The sequence below is a fragment of the Bradyrhizobium sp. MI1.3 genome (assembly GCF_055811695.1).
The window spans coordinates 1-19,797 of record NZ_JBVVPQ010000059.1 but is presented as its reverse complement, the minus strand read 5'-3'; the positions used below and the strand labels follow the sequence as shown (position 1 = coordinate 19,797).

At 65.5% G+C, this 19,797-nt stretch carries 17 protein-coding genes and 1 tRNA gene; 7 read left to right on the top strand and 11 right to left on the bottom strand.

The genetic code is table 11. From position 1 onward, the window contains the following. Positions 1-31 precede the first annotated feature (31 nt). The 3 genes from AC0L3A_RS30935 to AC0L3A_RS30925 form a co-directional block, all read right to left on the bottom strand. Positions 32-3,337 (bottom strand): carboxyl transferase domain-containing protein, encoded by a 3,306-nt coding sequence (locus AC0L3A_RS30935; RefSeq protein ID WP_007596577.1) that lies wholly within the window; start codon positions 3,335-3,337, stop codon positions 32-34. Between the two features lie 127 nt (positions 3,338-3,464). Continuing rightward, the gene (locus tag AC0L3A_RS30930) at positions 3,465-4,148 is read right to left on the bottom strand and encodes an aspartate/glutamate racemase family protein (RefSeq protein WP_007596583.1); all 684 of its coding nucleotides are present in this window, start codon (positions 4,146-4,148) and stop codon (positions 3,465-3,467) included. Between the two features lie 11 nt (positions 4,149-4,159). After that, positions 4,160-5,842, bottom strand: a complete 1,683-nt coding sequence (locus AC0L3A_RS30925; RefSeq protein ID WP_007596584.1) for a methyl-accepting chemotaxis protein — start codon at positions 5,840-5,842, stop codon at positions 4,160-4,162. A 445-nt stretch (positions 5,843-6,287) separates the two neighbouring features. Between AC0L3A_RS30925 and AC0L3A_RS30920 the strand changes: the two genes are divergently transcribed. Both AC0L3A_RS30920 and AC0L3A_RS30915 read left to right on the top strand, forming a co-directional pair. Beyond that, positions 6,288-6,638, top strand: a complete 351-nt coding sequence (locus tag AC0L3A_RS30920) for a hypothetical protein (protein WP_473255795.1) — start codon at positions 6,288-6,290, stop codon at positions 6,636-6,638. 12 nt (positions 6,639-6,650) lie between these two features. Beyond that, a complete protein-coding gene (locus AC0L3A_RS30915) occupies positions 6,651-7,124 on the top strand; it encodes a hypothetical protein (RefSeq protein ID WP_007596590.1) in 474 nt (157 codons plus the stop codon). A gap of 62 nt (positions 7,125-7,186) precedes the next feature. On the opposite strand, the gene AC0L3A_RS30910 is transcribed toward AC0L3A_RS30915, so the two are convergent. Both AC0L3A_RS30910 and AC0L3A_RS30905 read right to left on the bottom strand, forming a co-directional pair. Further along, on the bottom strand, positions 7,187-8,116 hold the full coding sequence (locus tag AC0L3A_RS30910; protein WP_473255793.1) for a CobW family GTP-binding protein: 930 nt from the start codon (positions 8,114-8,116) through the stop codon (positions 7,187-7,189). 3 nt (positions 8,117-8,119) lie between these two features. After that, positions 8,120-9,610: an amidohydrolase family protein gene (locus AC0L3A_RS30905; RefSeq protein ID WP_473255791.1), complete on the bottom strand. Its 1,491-nt coding sequence runs from the start codon at positions 9,608-9,610 to the stop codon at positions 8,120-8,122. A gap of 1,027 nt (positions 9,611-10,637) precedes the next feature. Between AC0L3A_RS30905 and AC0L3A_RS30900 the strand changes: the two genes are divergently transcribed. Beyond that, positions 10,638-11,591 carry an alpha/beta hydrolase gene (locus AC0L3A_RS30900; protein ID WP_007596595.1) on the top strand — a complete coding sequence of 318 codons (954 nt, stop codon included), beginning with the start codon at positions 10,638-10,640 and terminating at the stop codon, positions 11,589-11,591. Positions 11,592-11,687: 96 nt separating this feature from the next. On the opposite strand, the gene AC0L3A_RS30895 is transcribed toward AC0L3A_RS30900, so the two are convergent. Continuing rightward, positions 11,688-11,762: transfer RNA gene (locus AC0L3A_RS30895), tRNA-Glu, on the bottom strand. Positions 11,763-11,950: 188 nt separating this feature from the next. Continuing rightward, entirely contained in the window at positions 11,951-12,295 is a 345-nt protein-coding gene (locus AC0L3A_RS30890; protein WP_007596596.1) for a hypothetical protein, read from the bottom strand. On the opposite strand from AC0L3A_RS30890, the gene AC0L3A_RS30885 reads away from it, so the two are divergent. The 3 genes from AC0L3A_RS30885 to AC0L3A_RS30875 all read left to right on the top strand — a co-directional run bounded on the left by AC0L3A_RS30885 (position 12,294) and on the right by AC0L3A_RS30875 (position 14,950). Further along, positions 12,294-13,301: an RluA family pseudouridine synthase gene (locus tag AC0L3A_RS30885; RefSeq protein WP_473255788.1), complete on the top strand. Its 1,008-nt coding sequence runs from the start codon at positions 12,294-12,296 to the stop codon at positions 13,299-13,301. The two genes, AC0L3A_RS30890 and AC0L3A_RS30885, sit on opposite strands and share 2 nt — an antisense overlap. Before the next feature lie 217 nt (positions 13,302-13,518). Further along, on the top strand, positions 13,519-14,418 hold the full coding sequence (gene rpoH / locus AC0L3A_RS30880) for an RNA polymerase sigma factor RpoH (RefSeq protein ID WP_007596598.1): 900 nt from the start codon (positions 13,519-13,521) through the stop codon (positions 14,416-14,418). A gap of 190 nt (positions 14,419-14,608) precedes the next feature. Further along, complete coding sequence (locus tag AC0L3A_RS30875) at positions 14,609-14,950, top strand: hypothetical protein (protein ID WP_007596600.1); 342 nt, start codon at positions 14,609-14,611, stop codon at positions 14,948-14,950. 182 nt (positions 14,951-15,132) lie between these two features. Here the strand turns inward: AC0L3A_RS30875 and AC0L3A_RS30870 are convergent, their stop codons facing one another. The 4 genes from AC0L3A_RS30870 to AC0L3A_RS30855 all read right to left on the bottom strand — a co-directional run bounded on the left by AC0L3A_RS30870 (position 15,133) and on the right by AC0L3A_RS30855 (position 18,614). After that, entirely contained in the window at positions 15,133-15,759 is a 627-nt protein-coding gene (locus tag AC0L3A_RS30870) for a peptidoglycan recognition protein family protein (RefSeq protein ID WP_007596601.1), read from the bottom strand. Positions 15,760-15,793: 34 nt separating this feature from the next. Then, on the bottom strand, positions 15,794-17,005 hold the full coding sequence (locus tag AC0L3A_RS30865; protein ID WP_219683005.1) for a GGDEF domain-containing protein: 1,212 nt from the start codon (positions 17,003-17,005) through the stop codon (positions 15,794-15,796). Positions 17,006-17,571: 566 nt separating this feature from the next. Continuing rightward, positions 17,572-18,183, bottom strand: coding sequence for a LysE family translocator (locus AC0L3A_RS30860; RefSeq protein WP_473255785.1), 612 nt, complete (start codon positions 18,181-18,183; stop codon positions 17,572-17,574). 56 nt (positions 18,184-18,239) lie between these two features. Further along, the gene (locus tag AC0L3A_RS30855; RefSeq protein WP_007596606.1) at positions 18,240-18,614 is read right to left on the bottom strand and encodes a response regulator; all 375 of its coding nucleotides are present in this window, start codon (positions 18,612-18,614) and stop codon (positions 18,240-18,242) included. Positions 18,615-18,743: 129 nt separating this feature from the next. Between AC0L3A_RS30855 and AC0L3A_RS30850 the strand changes: the two genes are divergently transcribed. Continuing rightward, positions 18,744-19,577, top strand: a complete 834-nt coding sequence (locus AC0L3A_RS30850) for an SDR family NAD(P)-dependent oxidoreductase (protein WP_007596608.1) — start codon at positions 18,744-18,746, stop codon at positions 19,575-19,577. Positions 19,578-19,797 lie beyond the last annotated feature (220 nt).

The following is a 19,797-nucleotide window of genomic DNA, read 5'->3' as shown; positions in this document are numbered from 1 at the left end:
GCGAAGCGCAATCATAATTGCTGCACCGCCCTCACCACGTATCGATGCAGGGTCGCTTCTTCGCCGTCCGCGTCGGCGGCTTCGGCACCGACCGCAGGCCTGCCATGATCCACCGCCGCGTCTCGGCGGGATCGATGACGTTGTCGATCTCGAACACGGAGGCGATCGAGACCGCCTTGCCGTTGGCGTAGAGCTCGGCGACCTTGTTGCGATAATAGGTCTCACGCTCGACGGGGTCGGCGATCGCCTCCATTTCCTTGCGGAAGCCGAGGCGGACGTATCCCTCCAGGCCCATGCCACCGAACTCGCCGGTCGGCCAGGCCGCGGTGAAGAACGAGGCGTGGAAGCCGCCGCCGATCATCGACTGCGCCCCGAGCCCATAGCCCTTGCGCAGGACGATGCCGAACAGCGGCACTGTCAGGCTCGCGCCTGTCACGAACATGCGCGAGACGTGGCGCACGATCGCCGTCTTCTCGGCTTCCGGGCCGACCATGAAGCCGGGCGTGTCGCACAGCGAGACGATCGGCAGATCGAAGGCGTCGCAGAGCTGGAGGAAGCGCGCGGCCTTGTCGCCGGCATCGGCGTCGATCGCACCGCCGAGATGGCGCGGATTGTTGGCGATCAGGCCGAACGGCTTCCCCTCGATGCGGATCAACGCGGTGATCATGCCGACGCCGTAGTCGCGGCGCAGCTCCAGCACGCTGTCCTTGTCCGCGACGAGGTCGATCACGCTGCGGATGTCGTAGACGCGCAGGCGGTTCTCGGGGATCGCGCGGCGCAGCAGCCGCTGGTCGGCGGCCTGCCAGTCCGTCACCTCGCCCTGGAAATAGGACAGGTATTTTTGCGCAACGGATGTCGCCTCCTCTTCGTCCTCGACGAGGATGTCGATGACGCCGTTCGGCGACTGGAACGTAACAGGACCGACCTCGGCCGGGTGATAGACGCCGAGCCCGCCGCCCTCGATCATCGCGGGGCCACCCATGCCGATCGAGGCATTTTTGGCGGCGATGATGACATCGCAGCAGCCGAGCATCGCGGCATTGCCGGCGAAGCAATAGCCGGAGACCACGCCGATGACCGGCACAAGACCCGAGAGTCTGGCGAACTGCACGAAGGACGGACCATCGAGCCCGGTCATGCCGAGCCGGTCGGTATCGCCAGGCCGGCCGCCGCCGCCTTCGGCATAGAACACCAGGGGCACGCGCCAGTCTTCCGCGAGCGTCAGCATGCGGTCGATCTTCTTGTGGTTCATGTGGCCCTGCGTGCCCGCGAGCACGGTGTAGTCGTAGGCCACGACGATGCAGCGCCCGCCCTCGGGCCCGAACTTCTCGGCGTTGACGGTCGCGACGCCCATGACGAGGCCGTCGGCCGGCGTGTTCTTGACGAGATCGTCGAGCTTGCGCCGGCGCCGCTGCGCCGCGATCGCAAGGCTGCCATACTCCATGAACGAGCCGTCGTCGACGAGCTGCGCGACATTCTCGCGCGCGGTGCGCTGATTGGTGTTGCGGCGGCGCTCGACCGAAGCAGGGCGATTTTCGTCGAGCGTGTTGGCCTGGCGCGCGATCAGTTCGGCGAGATCGGGACGGATGTGGTCGAGATCGATATCGGTTTCCGTTGCAGACGCATCAGCCGCAACCTCGAGCGGCTGCAGATACATGATCGGCTCGCCATGCATCAACGTGACACCGTCGCCGGCGAGTAGCTTCATGACACGGCCGCCCTGCTCGGCCATGACCAGATGTTCCATTTTCATGGATTCGATCACGGCGAGCTGCTGGCCCGGACGCACGATCTCGCCTTCCTTCACCTGGATGGTGACGATGGTTCCCTGCAAGGGTGCTGCGACCATCACCGTGCCTTCGGGCACGATCTGTGCGGTATGCGCCTCGATGCCGGGACCGCCGCTTCGCTCCGTCGCCGCAAAATAGAGTGGTTTGGCCGCGCCATCGGCGGCTTCGACGAGCTTGCCGATGTTGCGATCGATGAAGTCTGTCGCGATGCGGTTAGCCCTGAAATCGGGATGCGCCAGCACGGCCTGGAGGAAAGCGATGTTGGTGACGACGCCGTCAATTCGAAACTCGCGCAAGGCGCGCGCGGCTTTGGAGACAACGTCGTGCCAGGCTTCACCCGGCGTATGAACGATGACCTTTGCCAGCAGCGAGTCGAAGGCGGCACTGGTCTTGTAGCCGGCGTAACCGAAACTATCGACGCGGACGCCGGGGCCCGACGGCGGCTCGAACACGGCAAGCACGCCGCCGGTCGGGTGCGTCGCCCCCAGCTCGTCCAGCGTCTCCATGTTGACACGCAACTGCATGGCATAGCCGCGCGGTTTCGGGATCGAGCCTTGCGCCAGGCCGAGCGACGCAAGCGAGGCACCGGCGGCGACCGCGAGCTGGGCGCGGACGAGATCGAGGCCGAGCACCTCTTCCGTTACGGTGTGCTCGACCTGGAGCCGCGGGTTGGCCTCGATGAAGGCAAAACTGTCGTCGGCAGTGCCGTCGACCAAGAACTCGAACGTGCCGAGATTGTCGTAAGACGCGGCCACGGCGAGTTGCTTCGCCGCCTCGCTGATACGGCCACGCAAGCCGTCGCTGAGCGACGGGCTCGGCGCCACCTCGATCAGCTTCTGGTGCCGGCGCTGAATGGTGCATTCGCGTTCCCAGAGGTGGGAGATCGCGCCGTGGCGATCGCCGATGATCTGCACCTCGATATGGCGCGCCTGCCGGATCAACCGCTCGGCATAGACGCCGTCGAAGCCGAACGCGGCCTTGGCCTCGGACTGGCAACGCGCATAGGCCTCCGCGAGATCGGCAGCGCGCTCGACCACGCGCATGCCGCGCCCGCCGCCGCCGGCCATCGCCTTGATCACGATCGCCGGCTTGCTGCCGAGCGAGGTGAAGAACGCCGTGATGTCCTCCAGCGAGGAGGGCCCGCTGGTGCCGGCGATGATTGGCACGCCGCAGCGCTTTGCCAGTTGCCGTGCCGCAACCTTGTCGCCGAACAGTTCGAGCGCCGCCGGCTTCGGCCCGACGAAGGCGATGCCTGCATCGACGCAGGCCTTCGCGAACGCAGCGTTCTCGCTGAGGAAGCCGTAGCCGGGGTGCACGGCGTCGCAGCCTGCGCTCCTCGCCGCCTTCACCACGGCCTCAATGTCGAGATAGGCCCGCGCGCCGCGGCCGGGGATTTCGACCGCCTCATCGGCAAGGCGCACATGCAGCGACAGCGCATCGTCCGCGGGATGGATCGCGACCGTCGCGAGGCCGGAATCGGCTGCGGCGCGCGCGATGCGGATGGCGATCTCGCCGCGATTGGCGATCAGGAGCTTCTTGAACGACATGCAGCGTCTCCATGCCCGCGTGCCCAAGCGCGGGTCGGCCGGTCCGATTGTTCTGCTTCGTCACTTTAACCGAGGCCGTCAAGGGCAAGAACGCCGGTCCCGACGACCGTTCCCGCCGGCCGGAATTTCAGTCGGTCGCGCGTGCCGTGATGAGGCGAATAATCCGCGCCACGGCAGACGGGATCGGCGCGATGACCGGCACGGTGAAGATCGGCTGAAGCTCGCGCGCGACTTCGCCCAGCGGCCCGCCGCCGATGATGACCGCCTCCGCGCCATCCTGCGCGATGCAGGCCTCGACCGCGCCCGCGAGCGCTGTTCGCAGCCGCGCCGGATCGCGCATCAGCTCCTGCGGATCGCCCTCCGCGAAGCGGACGCCGGTGTAATACGATCGCAGACCCAGCGCTTCCGGCCGAGCGTCGATCTTCGCTTCCAACAGCGGCGTCGTGGTCGCCACGCCGAAGCGGCGGCCGTTCTCGGCGGCTGCCACCATCGAGGACTCACCGATGCCGACCGCGGGCAGTTTCATCGCGGCCTTGATGCCGGCCAATCCGGGATCGCCGAACGCCGCGACGATGATACCGTCGCATGCATGCCGGTTCGACTGCGATATCTCCAGAACTTCGGCGGAAGCTGCATCCAGCGCATCCGGCGTCACGATCATTTGCGGCGCGCGCGTTGCGGTCGCGCCGTCGATGTCGAAGCCGTCGACGACGGTCGACCTCGCGATGGCGACCATCATCTCAGTGGTCGCCACGGAACTGTTCGGATTGATCAGGAGAATGCGCGCGCGCCGATCAGAACTCTGATTCATCCCCTGCTATACTAGGCCGCCCGCACCCCCGCAACGAAAGCACTGACCTCGTCTTCCAGCGATTGCAGCTTCTGCGACAGCCGGCCACTCGATTGCAGCACGAGGCCGGCGGCCTGGCCGGTCTCCGCCGTCGCGTCGGTCACACCCGAGATGTTCTGCGAAACCTGGTCGGTGCCGGAGGCAGCCTCGCGTACGCTGTGGGCGATCGCCGCGGTCGCGGCGCCCTGCTCCTCGACGGCTGCGGCGATCGACGAGGAAATCTCGTTGACCTCCAAGATGGTCTTGCGGATGCTGTCGATGTTGCCGACGACCTGGTTGGTCTCGGCCTGGATCGCGGTGATCTGCGCGCCGATCTCGTCGGTCGCCTTCGCGGTCTGGCTCGCCAGCGACTTCACTTCGCTTGCCACCACCGCAAACCCCTTGCCGGCCTCGCCGGCGCGCGCTGCCTCGATGGTGGCGTTAAGCGCGAGCAAATTGGTCTGCGAGGCGATCTGGTTGATGAGGTCGATGACCTCACCGATCTTGTGCGCGGCGGCGGCCAGTCCCTGCACGGTGTCGTTGGTGCGCTGGCCGTCGGCGGCGGCCTTGTCGGCCACGCTTGCAGCCTGCGCGACGCGCTGGCTGATCTCGGTGATCGAGGACGACAGCTGCGCAGCGGCGGAGGCCACCGTCTGCACGTTGCTCGAAGCCTGCTGACAGGCGGTGGCGACGAAGCTAGCACGGTCGGTCGCCTTGTCGGCGATCTCGGACATACCCTGCGCGGCCTGCTGCATCGCGCGCGCCTCGTTGAAGACGTCGCGGACGACGGCCTGAACGTTCGCCTCGAACTTACCGGCGAGGTCGGTCATCGTCTTGCGCTTCTCCTCGTCGGCCTTCTGCTTCGTCTCCTGCTGTTCGGCGTGCATCCGGCCGACCGCCGACGCATTGTCCTTGAACACGGCGAGCGCCTTGGCGAGCCCGCCGATCTCGTCGCGACGGTCGGTATGGGGCACGTCGAACGCGCTGTCGCCGGAGGCGAGGCGCTCGGTGAGCGCGGTGATCTTCGCCAGCGGCCGGGTCACGCTGCGGCCGATCACGAAGGAGGCGCCGAGCACGAGCACGAACACGGCCAGGCACACCAGGGCGAAGGTCATCGCATTCTGGCGGAAGACGGCGTCGACGTCGTCGAGATAGATACCGGTGCCGATGATCCAGCCCCAGGGCGCGAAGCCCTTCACATAGGAGATTTTCCCGACCGGCTGGTCGAAGCCGGGCTTCGGCCAGAGGTAGCTGTAGAAGCCCGCGCCCTGCTTTTTGACGACGTCAACGAAGCCGACGAACAGCGCGTTGCCGGATGGATCCTTCATCCCGGAGAGATCCTTGCCGTCGAGCTCGGGCTTGATCGGGTGCATGACCATCTTGGGGGTCATGTCATTGAGCCAGAAATACTCGACCTTGTCGTAGCGCAGGCTCTTGATCTCCGCGATCGCGCCGGCCTGGGCCTGCTCGCGTGGGAGTTTTCCTTCGCTCTCGAGCTTCTGGTAGTGCGCCAGGATGCCGTAGCCGACGTCGACCATGTGCTGCGTCTTGGCCTCACGGTCCGCGATCATCTGCGCGCGCAGGGTCGATAGCGCGATCGGCGCCAGCGCGATCATGCCAAGGAGGCTGATGCCGACAATCAGGACCAGCTTGAAACTGATGCGGGAGAAAAACATCGGAGCTCGCAAGAATTGGAAGGGCTGATATGCCAGTTTATCCCGCGCCCCTTAGCAAAGCTTTAAGCATTCGGGTTCCCCACCACCCGCAAAACTCCGTAGGATCCTACCGGCATGCTGCGGACGGCCTCGCAAGCTCGCGAGGCTGGCTGCATCCGAGATGCGAACTCTTCAAAACTAGAAGACCTCGACATCGCCCCTCCGAGCGTTGACTTGCAGGGGGCTCTGACGGAACGATCGGTGCAGATCATCAGCGCCGGTCGGGGCGTAGGCGCAGCCAGAGGCCAGAGGTTCAATGCATCAATCGACATCGACAGGGTCCCTCGAGCTTCCGGCGCTGAGCGCGGCGGAGCGGCTCTTCATCTGGGGGTTTCGGGCCAAGGCGCGCAGCGGAAGCGCTGTTCCGACCGCGGCCGATATCCACCAAGTCTACGACCACTTTCGCGTGGGCGACGCCGTGCCTTCGCTGGAATGCATCATCGAGATCTTTGCCTGCACGGCGCATACGGCCATCGCGGTGCACTGCCCGACCTGCCCGCGCATGTCCGACAGCGAGCACGGCATGTTGCGGGCGATCGCCGCCGCGCAGAAAGAGCGCGACGATATCGCGCGCGAGCAGTTCGAATGCTGGCTGCCGCCGGTCGGCGCCGATTGGGCTCTCGCGCCGGTGCGGGGGCTTGCAACGATCTTCCGCATGGCGGGTCTCATCCTGCCCGACCGGCACGTTCCGTCTTTCGACCATGACCGGACGATGGCGATGAAGAGCTGGCTGGTCGGAAGCCCCACCTTGCACTGACCGGGATCGCGCATGATGCATGATAGTTGCGGCTTTGTGCCCGTCACGGAAGCCGGCCAGGCGCGGCTCTGTCCGCTCCAGGCCGCGCTTGCGACGCGGCCTAATGTCGAGAGCTACGATGATTTTGGCCGCGTCACGCTTTCGCTGTTGCGGTTCATCGCTGCCGCCTATGCGACCGGCGCGTCCGATTGCTGGGAGGCGGCCTATCGCTTTGCCGACGAGGCGCCTGGCATCGCCGACAGCCCGCTGCTGGTCGCACGCGTTGCCGCGCTGGTCAGAATTCTGCGCAGCGGCCGGCCCTGCCAATTGTGCTTCATGCCGCCGTCGTGCCGGCGCCTGTCGCAGGACGAAACGGAATTGATGCGACTGCTGGCGGTGGCACGAGGCAACCAGCCGGGTGAGCTCGAATCCGCCGTCTGCCAGTTCGTCGGCAACGAGAACGGGATTGCGACGACGAGGGCCGTCAACGCGCTCGCGTTCTGCTGACACCTTAGCGGTCCTGCCAGATCACCGTGCTCGCCTCGCGCAATTCGCTTGAGGTGATAGCTTCACCGATCGGCAACACAGGTCTCCATGATCCCGTCGAGCTCCGCCTTTGAGAGCACGCCGAGCTCGGCGATGAAGACGATCCGCGCACGCGGCGCGCCCGACATCGGCACTTCGCCAGGGGCGAGCGTGGCGCGGCCGGCGGCGAATTGAAACACCATCTGGCGCCCGGGCTGCTCGACGGTCTCGAACAGGCCTTTTGCCCGCGCGAGTTTTGGCGCAAGCCGGCCGATCGCCTGCTGCAGGCGGGGCAGCGAGATCGGGCGGTCCGAGGTCCAGCTCAGGGTTTCGAAGCGTTGCTCTGCGGGACGTTTCGGTCCGGGCTCGCGTAGCGGTGGCGCGCGATCGACGGTTGCGGGAAACAGCAGCGCGGAAGGAATCTCGCCGTGCGGCGCATCGACCACCACGGCAGGAACGCGTTGCGCGCGGATGGCCTCGCGCATGCGGGAGCCCGCGCCCTCGTTCGCCAGATCCAGCTTGCTCAGCGCCACGATGTCGGCGACGCGCAATTGCGAACGATGCAGCGCGTCGTCCAGGGTGGCGGGCGGTGTCGCCGCGTCCATCACGCAGAGCACCGTTTCCAGCGGCGCCTCGCGCACGATCACGGGATCCATCAGGTTACGGACGATGTCGGCGGGATCGGCGACGCCGCTGGTCTCGATGACGATGTATTCCGGCTTCGGATCACGCCGCAGCAGCGTCGCGAGCGTGTGCAGCAGGTCGCCTTCGAGCGAGCAGCAGATGCAGCCATTGGCGAGGCTGACCACGCCGTCGCTCGCGCCCGCGATCAGCTCGGCATCGATGTTGATCGCGCCGAAATCGTTGACCACAGCGGCGATTCGCCGCCCCTCCGCATGCGCCAGCAGATGGTTCACGACAGTGGTCTTGCCGGCCCCCAGAAAGCCCGTCACCAGGAGAATGGGAACCGGCATGTCTCAGCCCCCGACGACAGGGCGGCGCACCGGACGGCCGGGCCGCGCCGCCACATCCAGCACACCATCTGTGATCAGTGGTTGGCCGCTGACCACGAGGTGCCGCACACCTTCGGACGGGCGGTTCATCGCCGCGAAGGTCGCGCGATCGCTGAGCTTCTCGTAGTCGAACACGACGATGTCGGCATCGGCGTCCTTGGCGAGCCTTCCCTTGGCGCGCATCGCGGGCGTGCTTTGCGACAGGATTTCCGCGGGGATTAGCGCGCATTTGCGCACGCCTTCGAGCAACGACACGGTCTTGCGCTCGCGTACCCATTCGCGGATGAATTTCGTGAAGCAGCCGGCCGAGCGCGGATGCGAGGTGGCGTCATCCGGCAGCGGCCAGGCATCGTCCGTATAGGTCTTGCCGTCCGACGTCGTCCACGGCATCGCGTCGGACGCGATCGCGCCGCCGGGATAGAGCACCGACATGTCGAGGAGGTCGCGGTGATGCGCATTGTTCTCGGTGTCGAGGATGTGCCACAGCACCAGCGACGACGGCTCGTCGGCCTGCGCCTTCAAGAGCTCCTCGCGATCGCTGAAGCGATGGCCGTCGGTGACCCGCTGCACGGAATCGTAACCCGTGCCGTTGCGCTCGACGAATTCGGGGTCGCTGAAGAACGCCGCCGCCAGCACGGTCGAGCCGGTGCCGTAGGGATAGGCCTCGACGGTGATGGGCAGGCCCTGCGCCTGCGCTTTCGCGATCAGCACGCGGCAGCGCTCGACGTCGGTCTTGCTCGACGAGTTGAAATGGCAGATGTGCATGTGCGCACCGGTGGCGCCGGCATAACCGATCAGGCGGATATAGGCTTCCGCCGCGCTCTCGGGATCAACGCGCGACATGTAGGCGACATGGGTGAAGGTCGGCACGTCCTGCGCGGCCGCGAGCTGGCAGACCGCGGTCAGCTCCTGCACGCCGGCGCCCGGCGCATACGCGTTCAAGATGCCGATGCCGATGCCGCCCTCGTTCAGACCGCGCGAAAGGCGCTCCAGAATGCCCGATACCTCCGCATCGCTCGCGACGTTGTCCATCCAGCGGCGATCGCGCATGGCGTTGCCGAACGCCTCCAGCGAGCTCTCCGCATTGGAGCCCGTCATTGCACCGATGCGCGCAAAAGCCCAGTTGGTGGCGGCGCCGTAGTTCAGCACGCGCCCCTTCCGCGCCTGGCGCTCATACCAGGAGCCGACCGGCAGCACACCCGCTTCGAGATCGAGCGTCGTCGTGACGCCGTCGAATGCCTGCATGCGATCGGCGGGGAGCGACTGGCCATGCGCATGAAGGTCGATGAAGCCGGGCGCGACCACGAGGCCGGTCGCGTCGATCACCCGCTCCGCGCTGCCGAGCGAGGCGCCGACCGCGGCGATCCTGCCGTCCACCACCGCCACATCGCCAACCGCGTCCATTCCGCTGGCGGGATCCACCACCCGGCCGCCAGAGATCACCAAGCCGCTCATATTGTCGCTCCCTCACGCTGATTTCGCATCAAGGCAGATTCCGGGAGGGACGACCACCTCCACCGATGCCGACGCATCATGCTCGCAAGGAAGGCTCGAAAGGGGGGGTGCAATTTGCATGCGGGGCGCGGACACGCGCTCGCAGTCTCGCGGCAGGTTTGCCCGAGCTATGCTTCTCGCTTCACGCCCTCCAAGAAAGGGCGCAGGGAAGACCGGGCGCCGGCTGGCACCCATAAAAACCCCCATGCGAACTGATTGCACACGCAATGCACAGGGGAGACACAGGGCAGCCGAGACCAGGCCTTCCCTGCGCGATGGTTTGACGGCCTATGCCGCGCTCTCCCCGGAGACGAGTTCCTTCTTGCCTCCGTCACCTCCGCGAAATGCACGGCACCGCGCCGGTTGACGCGCTGACGCCTTCGCAAAGGCTTGACCGTAGCAACGACGGCCAGGACCACACGGTTTCGCCGTACGCGAGCTGACCCTGCTTCGCCAAGAGGCTTCGCAGGGCTTCGGCGCCGTCCGTCGATGCGGTTCGTGACATGCTCACGAGGTTCATCTCGCCCTGCACGCCACTCACCCGCCTTTAACGCCGCCCGCGTCCACCGCAACTCCCAACCCGCGTTCGTGACGACGTACGACCGCCCCTTTTGTGGGCTGGGATGGCCGACACATACGATATTTCCGAATTTCGGTAAAGTGGAATATTTTTGTGAGGAGGGGTTGACGGACTTCGGCTGTGTTGCCCGACAGGCAGCACAGATCAAGAAGATCGCGGCTTACAAGGCGGCACGAGTTCTGTGCACCGTCACCTTAACTCTAGCCCGCCCCGCGGAGGTGATTGACCCAAGGCCAAGCAATGGACCGCGAAGCAGCTCCGCCGTCTTCTCGCCCCCATTGTCATTCAGGGATGTAGCGGGGCGCTACGGTGGACAAAAGTTCCCAAAGGTTTCGTGTGATCGCTCGGCCTCTTCTGCAACGCGACCCCTGTCATTCTATTTCGCGCCGCGCTCTCCTCGGCGGATTTATGTCGGCAGGGACCGCCCTCGCGCTCGGCGGATGCGCCGGCTTGGGTGCGACCGGCGCGCGTTTCGACGCGTCATCGCTATCCCTTGACCCCACATTGCTCGTCACCACCACGCGCAAGCCGGTGAACGGCGGTCGCACGAAGCCCTGGTTCGGCCCGGAGCGCGCGACGACCATGACAGTCGCGCGGGCGAAGCTGGGGGCGCCGGATGAGAGCCGTCTTTCTCTCGCCTCGGTTGGAATTGGCGATTGGCGCCTTGACCGGGTCGAACCGGTGTCGGCCGACGCCGGCGATCTCGTCGCGCAGGCCGGCGGAGGAGACGTGCTGATCTATGTGCACGGCTTCAAGCAGACGTTCGAGACGGCGGTGCTCGATGGCGCCCATCTCTCCGACGGGATCAAGTTCCGCGGCCGGACCATGGTGTTCTCCTGGCCTTCCAAGGCAGGACTGTTCGACTATGCCTATGACCGCGACAGTGCGATGTGGTCCCGCGACGAGTTTGAGCGCGTGCTCTCCGCACTCGTGTCGGCGCCAGGCACCGGCCGCGTGAACATCGTTGCGCACAGCATGGGAACCATGCTGTCGCTCGAAAGCCTGCGTCAGCTCTATGCGCGATACGGCGACACAGTGACGAGCAAGATCGGCGCGGTGGTGTTTGCCGCGCCCGATATCGACATGGACGTGTTCTCGTCTGCGATCCACCGCATCGGTCCGCTTGCCGGCAAGATCACCGTGATCGCCTCCACGAACGATCGCGCCCTGGCGCTGTCGGGACAGATTGCAGGTGGAATGACCAGGGTCGGCGCCGCCGAGAAAGCCGTCATCGCGCAGCTCGGTGTGCGCGTGGTCGATGCTTCGCAGGAGGGCTGGGGCATCATCAACCACGATCTGTTTCTGTCGAATGCAGAAGTACAGCGGGTGATCCGCCGCTCGATCGACGGCACGATCGCTTAGGAGAGCGCCCGCGCCGAGCCGTGCGAACTGCGCACGCCGGTGGGGGCTACAAGCGGAAATGGCCGGTTTTCGAAGTGCCCGGTCTGGCAGGAGAAATGGCGCTCCCTAGGGGAATCGAACCCCTGTTTCAGCCTTGAGAGGGCCGCGTCCTAACCGCTAGACGAAGGGAGCGTGAGGGAGAGGACATAGCCTCGAATTTTGCCGGCGGCAAGCGGGGATCGAGGGGTTTTGGACGTCTGCTTGGCGTCGTCCCGACGAAAGCCGAACCGCATCAGCCCGGATGCGGATGGTTAAGGCAAAGCGGAACGACGTTCTCGTTCACGCAAGCGCGACGATGGCGGCGAGTTCCGGGGCCAGACTCACGGCTCGTTCGCGAATTTCAGCTTTCCGGCCGGCCTCAAGGTATGGGCGTCGAAGGTGCGGATTTCGGTGACGCCGCCGACATCAAGCGTGATCACGAGCCGGTCGCCGGCCACACCGGTCGAGACGATTCTGGCGCCCTTGGGCAGGGTGGCGGTCACGTCGCCTGCTGGCTCGGGCGCCCTTCCCTCGGACTTGAAAAGGCGGTAGCCCACCGCGATCAGCACGGCGCAGATTGCCAGCGCCGTGGTCAACCCCGCGATCAGCATCATCCGCCGCACCCGCGCGAACAGCGCGGCCTGCTCGGGGCTCGGTTCGGGAACAACGGTATCAGACGTCGTCATGGAAAATTCTGGCTCTGCGCAAAGGTTGGAGATTGTCGTCGAGGGCTCCGAGGGCTCGACCCGGCTCGACCGCGTGCTGGCTGTGCACCTTGCCGAACTGTCGCGATCGAGGCTGAAAGCCCTGATTCTGGCGGGCGCGGTGAGCCTCAGGGACGCCGCGATCCGGGACCCCGCTTATCACGTCGCCTCCGGCGATACGATCACAATCGACGTGCCGGAAGCGGCCGCGCCGGAGCCGAAAGGCGAGGATATCGCCCTCGATATCGTGTTCGAGGACGACGACATCGTCGTCCTCAACAAGCCGAAAGGGCTGGTGGTGCATCCCGCGGCCGGCCACGAGACCGGCACGCTGGTCAATGCGCTGATCGCCCATTGCGGCTCATCGCTGTCGGGCATCGGCGGGGTGCGCCGGCCCGGCATCGTGCACCGGCTGGACAAGGACACCACCGGGCTGATGGTGGTCGCCAAGAACGACCTCGCGCATGCCTCGCTCACCGCGCAGTTCGCCGACCACGGCCGCACCGGGCCGATGCGGCGCGGCTACATGGCCTTCGCCTGGGGGCTGCCGGGCCGCCATCGCGGCACCGTGGACGCGCCGATCGACCGCCACCCGCATGCGCGCGAGAAGATGGCGGTGCGCCAGGGCGGCCGCGAGGCTGTGACGCATTGGGAGCTTCTGGAGAGTTTTAACGGGCGCGACGGCAAGCCGATCGCGGCGCTGCTTGCCTGCGAGCTCGAGACCGGGCGCACCCACCAGATCCGCGTCCACCTCGCCCATATCGGCCACCCCCTGATGGGCGACTCCGTCTACGGCCCGCATTTCAAGACCAAGGCAAACCAGCTGGGCCCGGAGTCGCAGGCCGTCCTGGCCGCGTTGGGGCGGCAGGCCCTGCACGCTTACCTGCTGGTATTGGAGCACCCGAGGACTGGAGAATTACTCCACTGGGAAGCGCCTCTGCCGGAGGATTTGCTTCTCCTCCAGGGGGCCCTGAAAGCGGCGCTATGACGCAGGCCGCTTCAGAAATGCTTTACATTACAAAAAGTTATAGCTGCCACACGGGGACGTGACGTCAGCAATCCTTCCCTTTTTGCCTCGCGATGGAGTATATTGCGCTTGCGTTGAAGACCAACGCGGAACATCGCAGCACCGATCGGCTTTAACCAAGCGGTCGTCTGCCTGGCCCGCCGCTATCGGGGGCCTGAACCTGTTTGGAGGGCGCACTATGGCCCGTACAGCTACCTTGCCGGTCCTTAATGGCGAATCCGGCCTTTCCCGTTACCTCGGCGAAATCCGCAAGTTTCCGATGCTGGAACCCCAGCAGGAATACATGCTCGCCAAGCGTTGGCGCGAGCACGATGATCGTGACGCCGCGCACCAACTCGTCACCAGCCATCTCCGTCTCGTGGCCAAGATCGCCATGGGCTATCGCGGCTACGGCCTGCCGATCTCCGAGGTCGTCTCGGAAGGCAATGTCGGCCTGATGCAGGCGGTGAAGCGGTTCGAGCCCGAGAAGGGCTTCCGTCTCGCTACCTACGCGATGTGGTGGATCAAGGCGTCGATTCAAGAGTACATCCTGCGTTCGTGGTCGCTCGTGAAGATGGGCACCACCGCGAACCAGAAGAAGCTGTTCTTCAACCTGCGCAAGGCGAAGAGCAAGATTTCCGCGCTGGACGAAGGCGATCTCCGCCCCGACCAGGTGGCCATCATTGCCAAGCGTCTCGGCGTCACGGCCCAGGACGTGGTCGACATGAACCGCCGCCTCGGTGGCGACGCGTCGCTCAACGCTCCGATCCGCGACGACGGCGAAGCCGGCGAATGGCAAGACTGGCTGGTCGACAATTCGCCCAACCAGGAAGCCATGCTGGCCGAGCACGAAGAGTATGATCACCGCCGCGACGCCTTGAACGGTGCCATGGGTGTGCTCAACCCGCGCGAACGCCGCATCTTCGAGGCCCGTCGCCTCGCCGATGAGCCGATGACGCTGGAAGACCTTGCCGCCGAGTTCGGTGTGTCGCGCGAGCGCGTCCGCCAGATCGAGGTCCGCGCCTTCGAGAAGGTGCAGTCCGCGGTCAAGGGCACGATTGCAAAGGCCGAACAGGCCGCGCTGGAAGCCGCGCTCTAAGCGCGAGTTTCTAGCGCCAGAGATTGGCGGATCGACAAGAGACAGAAAGCCGGCGGCAACGCCGGCTTTTTTGTTTGCGTGTGAGGCGCGGCATGTTCGCGAGGACGCGGACCAGGCATCTTGAACCCGCGCTGCCGGTCGACCGACCAAAAGCATCGGGCCGACAGCATCAAGAGAACGGACACGCACCGTGTCGATCATCCTGCAATCCACCGTCGGCGGCTTCTCCGCCCAGTTCATGCGCAAGCTGCCGCTGGTCGAGCAGGCGATGCGCGAGCACGGGCTCGAGCCCTCGGAGTTCGTGATCTCGAAGGACTATGCCTCGACCGCGACGATCCCGCTGATGGGTCCGTTCTTCTTCAATTACAGCGTCTATTTCGGCGACGAGACATTCACCGTCACCGAGCCGAACGACATGGTGTTCCTGGACTACTTCTTCAAACGCGTGCTGGCAGCGGACGGCCCGCCGGAAGTGCCGCGGCGGCCGGGATTGATCCGGCGGTTGTTCGGCTGGATGTCGGAGCCGGTGTAGCTGCTTTTCCCCTCTCCCCTTGCGGGAGAGGGTGGCTCGCGGAGCGAGACGGGTGAGGGGTTGCCTCCGCGAGCACGCCTCTCACATGGTCATTCGCGGAGAGATACCCCTCATCCGGCGCTTTGCGCCACGTTCTCCGGCAAGGGGAGAAGGGAAGAGCGCACCACCAGCGCCTCCCTAACCTACTCCCCCCAAACCCGCGCCAGCGTCGCGAGCCAGCAGCCTTCGCAATAGCGGGCGTCCTTGTAGTCGATCCAGTTGTGCGCATAGACGTGGTCGAGCGGGATGCCGTAGCGCGCGCGCAGGATTTGGACGAGGATCTTCCACGCCGCGACCTGCGCCGCGGTCGGGCCCGTGGTGACGTCGGGATAGTTGCCGGCGAACTCGACGCCGATCGAATTGTCGCGCACCACCTGGCGATAGGTCGGCTTGTTGTCGATGTACTTATTGTCGTTGCGGTTGGCACCGTCGCCGTGGGTCGGCACCAGGTTTTCCGCGACCGCCCAATAGACGGTGCCGTCGGTCTCGACCCACAATGTGACGCCGCGACGCGTGGGATTCTTAGCCTGCACCTGCGCGCCGCCGCGCGCCGAGCCTGCCGGTCCCTCGGTCTGGTGCACGATGATGTTGCGCCAGGGTTTTGCGTTGCCGACATCGCCCCATGGCGCCAGCCACACCATCTTCAGGCCGGGAATGTCGGGCGTGCCGGAGGCGCGCGCGAGCTTTGCGAGCTCGGCGTCGGTCGCGGCGGCGGGTGTGATCAGAATGAGAGCGGCGAGAACGGCCGCGAGCAGGCGAGAGATCATCATGCGGGTCCAATGCGGACCAGAGATTAGCACGCCCTTACGCGAATTTGCGCAAGGCCTCGCCTGGACCGATCGGGTCAGGCATGAGCGGCGGCGCCGGATCGTGGACCGCAAAGTCGTTCTTGCCGTTCTTCTTGGCGGCATAGAGGGCGTGGTCGGCATGCGCGATCAGGCGGTCCGGAAACTGGCCGACGCCGCGGTCCCACTGCGCCACCCCGATCGAGATCGCGATCGGGATGTCGATGCCGGTGCAGTTGACGGCATCCTGGCGGCAGACCTCGAGCACGCGGCGGGCGATCACAGCCGCCTCGCGCAAGGTCGACGACGGCAGCACGACGCAGAATTCGTCGCCGCCGGTGCGGGCAAGCATGTCGCCGGGCCTCAAGCGCGTCTGCGCCATCAGGGTGAAGTGCTGCAGGCAGGCATCGCCCGCGGCATGGCCATGGGTGTCGTTGACGGCCTTGAAGCCGTCGAGATCGATCACCAGCAGCGAGAACGGCTCGCTGCTGCGCTCCGAGCGGGCGCATTCTTCACCCAGCCGCTGCAACAGGTGCCGCCGGTTGGCGACACCGGTGAGATCGTCGAGCAGCGCGAGGTCGGCAACTTCGTTGCGCAGGCGGTCCATCGCCATCAGCAGGAAGCCGAAATTCAGCGTCATCGACAGGAACAGGAGCCCCAGCACCATGACGGCATGAGACTGCCCTCCGGAGACCGACGAGAAATCGCCGCCGAGCAGATTGCCGACCGCACGGGCCGCGAAGATCGCGATGATGGTGATGATCACGATGCCGGAGAGCCGGGCTCCCGGACTGGCGCGGCCTTCCGGCGGCGAGAGCAGCAAACGCAGCGATAGCGCCAGCGGCAGCGCCTGGCCGAGCGAGTAGCTGAGCATACGCAGCTGCATGTGATCGTATGCGACCATGAAGAACACGACGCCGCCGAGGCTGAGAATTCCCGTCGCGGTCATGAGGCGCCAGGACACCGGCCGACCGTAGAAGCGCTGAATGCCCATGGCGGCAAGGCAGCTCGCCGCGATGACACCGGCGGCTCCGAGCAGAAGCGGGACAGGCGAAACGACGAAAAGGCGGATCAGGGCCGCCATCGTGCCGGTCGCGCCGACGAAGCACGATGCCATCCAGAACCGCGCGGCCGCGAATTTCGGATAGGAGCGCGTCACGTAGGCCCAGATCAGGCCGAGCGCCAGGAAGTTGACGACGAACACGGTCCAGAGCGTCGGCACGTTCAGCATGGCGCGCGCCACACGCGCAGCGTCGCGCCCTCTGTCCCTGCCAGCTGTCCGTTCATGACCCGTCCCCGTTTTCTTGCGGAGGACAATGCGGCCGTCGCGCTTAACGGAGTCTCACTGCGATCCGCGAAAACATGCCTTTGGTTTTGGATTCATGAACGGCTGGCGCATTGTCGGATCGTTAGGCATGGCCGGCGATGCGGATTCGCGGGCCAAAATCGCCAGAAAACGCATCTGAGCTGTGGATAACGCGATGACACGGATGTGACAGCGCGGGGCAGAAGCGCGCGAATCTGCTGAGTTCGTCGTCGAGGATGTTGCGAGGCTGGCCCTCCGCCGAGCATCCCTCGTGTCGCGTTTCACCATTAACCCTGAAGAGGATCCTATGGCTAAGAAAGCGAAGAAGGCGAAGAAGGCGACGAAGAAAAAGGCCAAGAAGGCAGCGAAGAAGAAGTAACGAGGCTTCTTATTCTTTGCCCGGGTGGAGCTCGCTCCGCCCGGGCGTCGGGTGGGAGTTCTGAGTTTGAAGACGGCGGGCGCAAGGCCCGCTTTTTTATTGGCTGGAGAAACTACCGCTCCGCGAACGCCAGCTTGGCGCCGAGCGCGGCGAAGCCGGCAGCAAAACTCCGGCGCAGCCAGGCCATGACGCGCGGGCGGGAGATGACGCGCTCGCGCACCGAGGCCGCACAGAGGCCGTAGACCACGAACACCGCAAATGTCATCGCCATGAAGGCGCCGCTCAATTCCAGCATCCGCGCCAACACATGGGCTTCGTCCGCGGCGATGAACTGCGGCAGGAAGGCCAAAAAGAAGATCGACAGCTTTGGATTGAGGATGTTGATCAGGAAGCCAGTCACGATCAGCCGGCCGACCGAACGCTCGCGGATCTCGCCGTCGACTGCCAGCGCCCCGGTCTCGCGCAGCGCCTGCCAGGACATGTAGAGCAGATAGGCGACGCCGCACCACTTCAGTGCGGCGAAGGCGAGCGCGCTGGTGTGGAGCACGGCGGCGAGCCCCAGCATCGCGGCCGTCATGTGCGGCACGATTCCAAGGGTGCAGCCAAAGGCGGCCGCGATGCTCGCGCGCGAGCCGCGGGTCAGCGCGGCGGCCAGCGTGTAGAGCACGCCGGTGCCGGGCGAGGCGACGACGATCAGCGAAGTGAGCAGGAAGGACAAGGTCATGGACCGACCTTATCACCGCGCCCGGGACCACGAAAGCCGGCCAGCCGGACCGACCGTCAGGACAGCTGCGCGATCTCGGCCTCTCGGAGCACGTCGAGCGGCGCCCAGGGCTTGGCCCAGAACTTTGCGCCGTCGGGCAAGGCCTGCATCAAGGGGCGGCCGGAAGTGACGACGATGTCGAGCCTGGGGTTGCGGTCCTTGGCGACGTGCGCGAGCTCGACCCCGTTCATGCGGCCGGCAAGCTGGACGTCGGTCATCATCAGGCAGAGCACGCCCGCGCTTTTGTCGAGCACCAGCTCGGCCGCCTCGGCGCTCTCGCACTGAATGACGTCGTAGCCGCTTTCTTCGAGAAGAAGACTGAGCATCTCCCTCTGCATGAGGTCGTCTTCCACGATCAGTGCGGTGGCGCGAAATGGCTGTGCTTGTCCCATCGGCGGCTCCCAATGCTGCCTGTCTTCATCAAGTAACGTAGGTTAAGGTGGGAACCGCGATGCGGTTCGGTTCCAATATGAAAAAATGTAAATCATAGTTCCGCTCGAGAGGCTCGACGGGGGATCATCATGACTGCGATCCGCGGCGCCGCCGCCGTCACCGGAGCGGCAAGCGGCATCGGCCGCGCGCTGGCGATCGAGCTTGCGCGGCGCGGCTGCGATCTCGCGCTCGCCGATCGCGAGGAGGCCGGGCTGAAGACGCTCGCGGCCGAGATCGGAGCTGCATGCAAGGTCAGCCTGCATCGCCTCGACGTCAGCGAACCCGACGACATCGCGCAGTTCGCGCGTGAGGCGACCGTCGCGCATCCCGCGCTCGGCATCGTCGTCAACAATGCCGGCGTGGCGCTGATGGGCTCGTTCGAGGAGATCGACCAGGCGCAGATGGACTGGCTGTTCGACATCAATTTCTGGGGCGTGGTGCACGGCACGCGCGCCTTCCTGCCGCATCTGAAGACGATGGGCGAGGCGCACATCGTCAACCTGTCCTCGATCTTCGGCATCATCGCCCCGCCGGGACAGTCGGCCTATGCCGCGGCGAAATTCGCGGTGCGCGGCTTTTCCGAGAGCGTGCGGCACGAGCTTGCGATGGCGGGCAGCGCCGTGAGGCTGTCGGTGGTGCATCCCGGCGGCGTCGCCACCGCTATCGCCCGCAATTCGCACACCGGGGTCGGCGTCACCGACAATGCGCGCCGGTCGCAATCGATCGAGCGGTTCGAGAACGCAGCCAAGACCACGCCGCAAGACGCCGCGCTGCGCATCATCAGGGGCATCGAAAGAAACGAGCCACGCATCCTGATCGGTAACGACGCCCGCTTCATGGATCTCCTGCAGCGCTTCCGCCCGGGAACGTACTGGGCGCCGTTACAGCGCAAGCTGGAGAGAATGGCGAAGGGGACGAAGTGAGGCATGAGGCGAATGGCATCATTCACCCGCGGCCGTCGTCCTGGCGAAAGCCAGGACCCATAGCCACCGAATTCAGTTTGGCGAAGACTGCCAGTTACCAGGTACGTGACTGCCAGTCGTTGTAACGAGTCCCGCCTGGGGTAATGGGTCCTGGCTTTCGCCAGGACGACGGCGGAGAGACGTCACGCCCTCACTGCCCCGCCAGCCGATCGGCAAAATA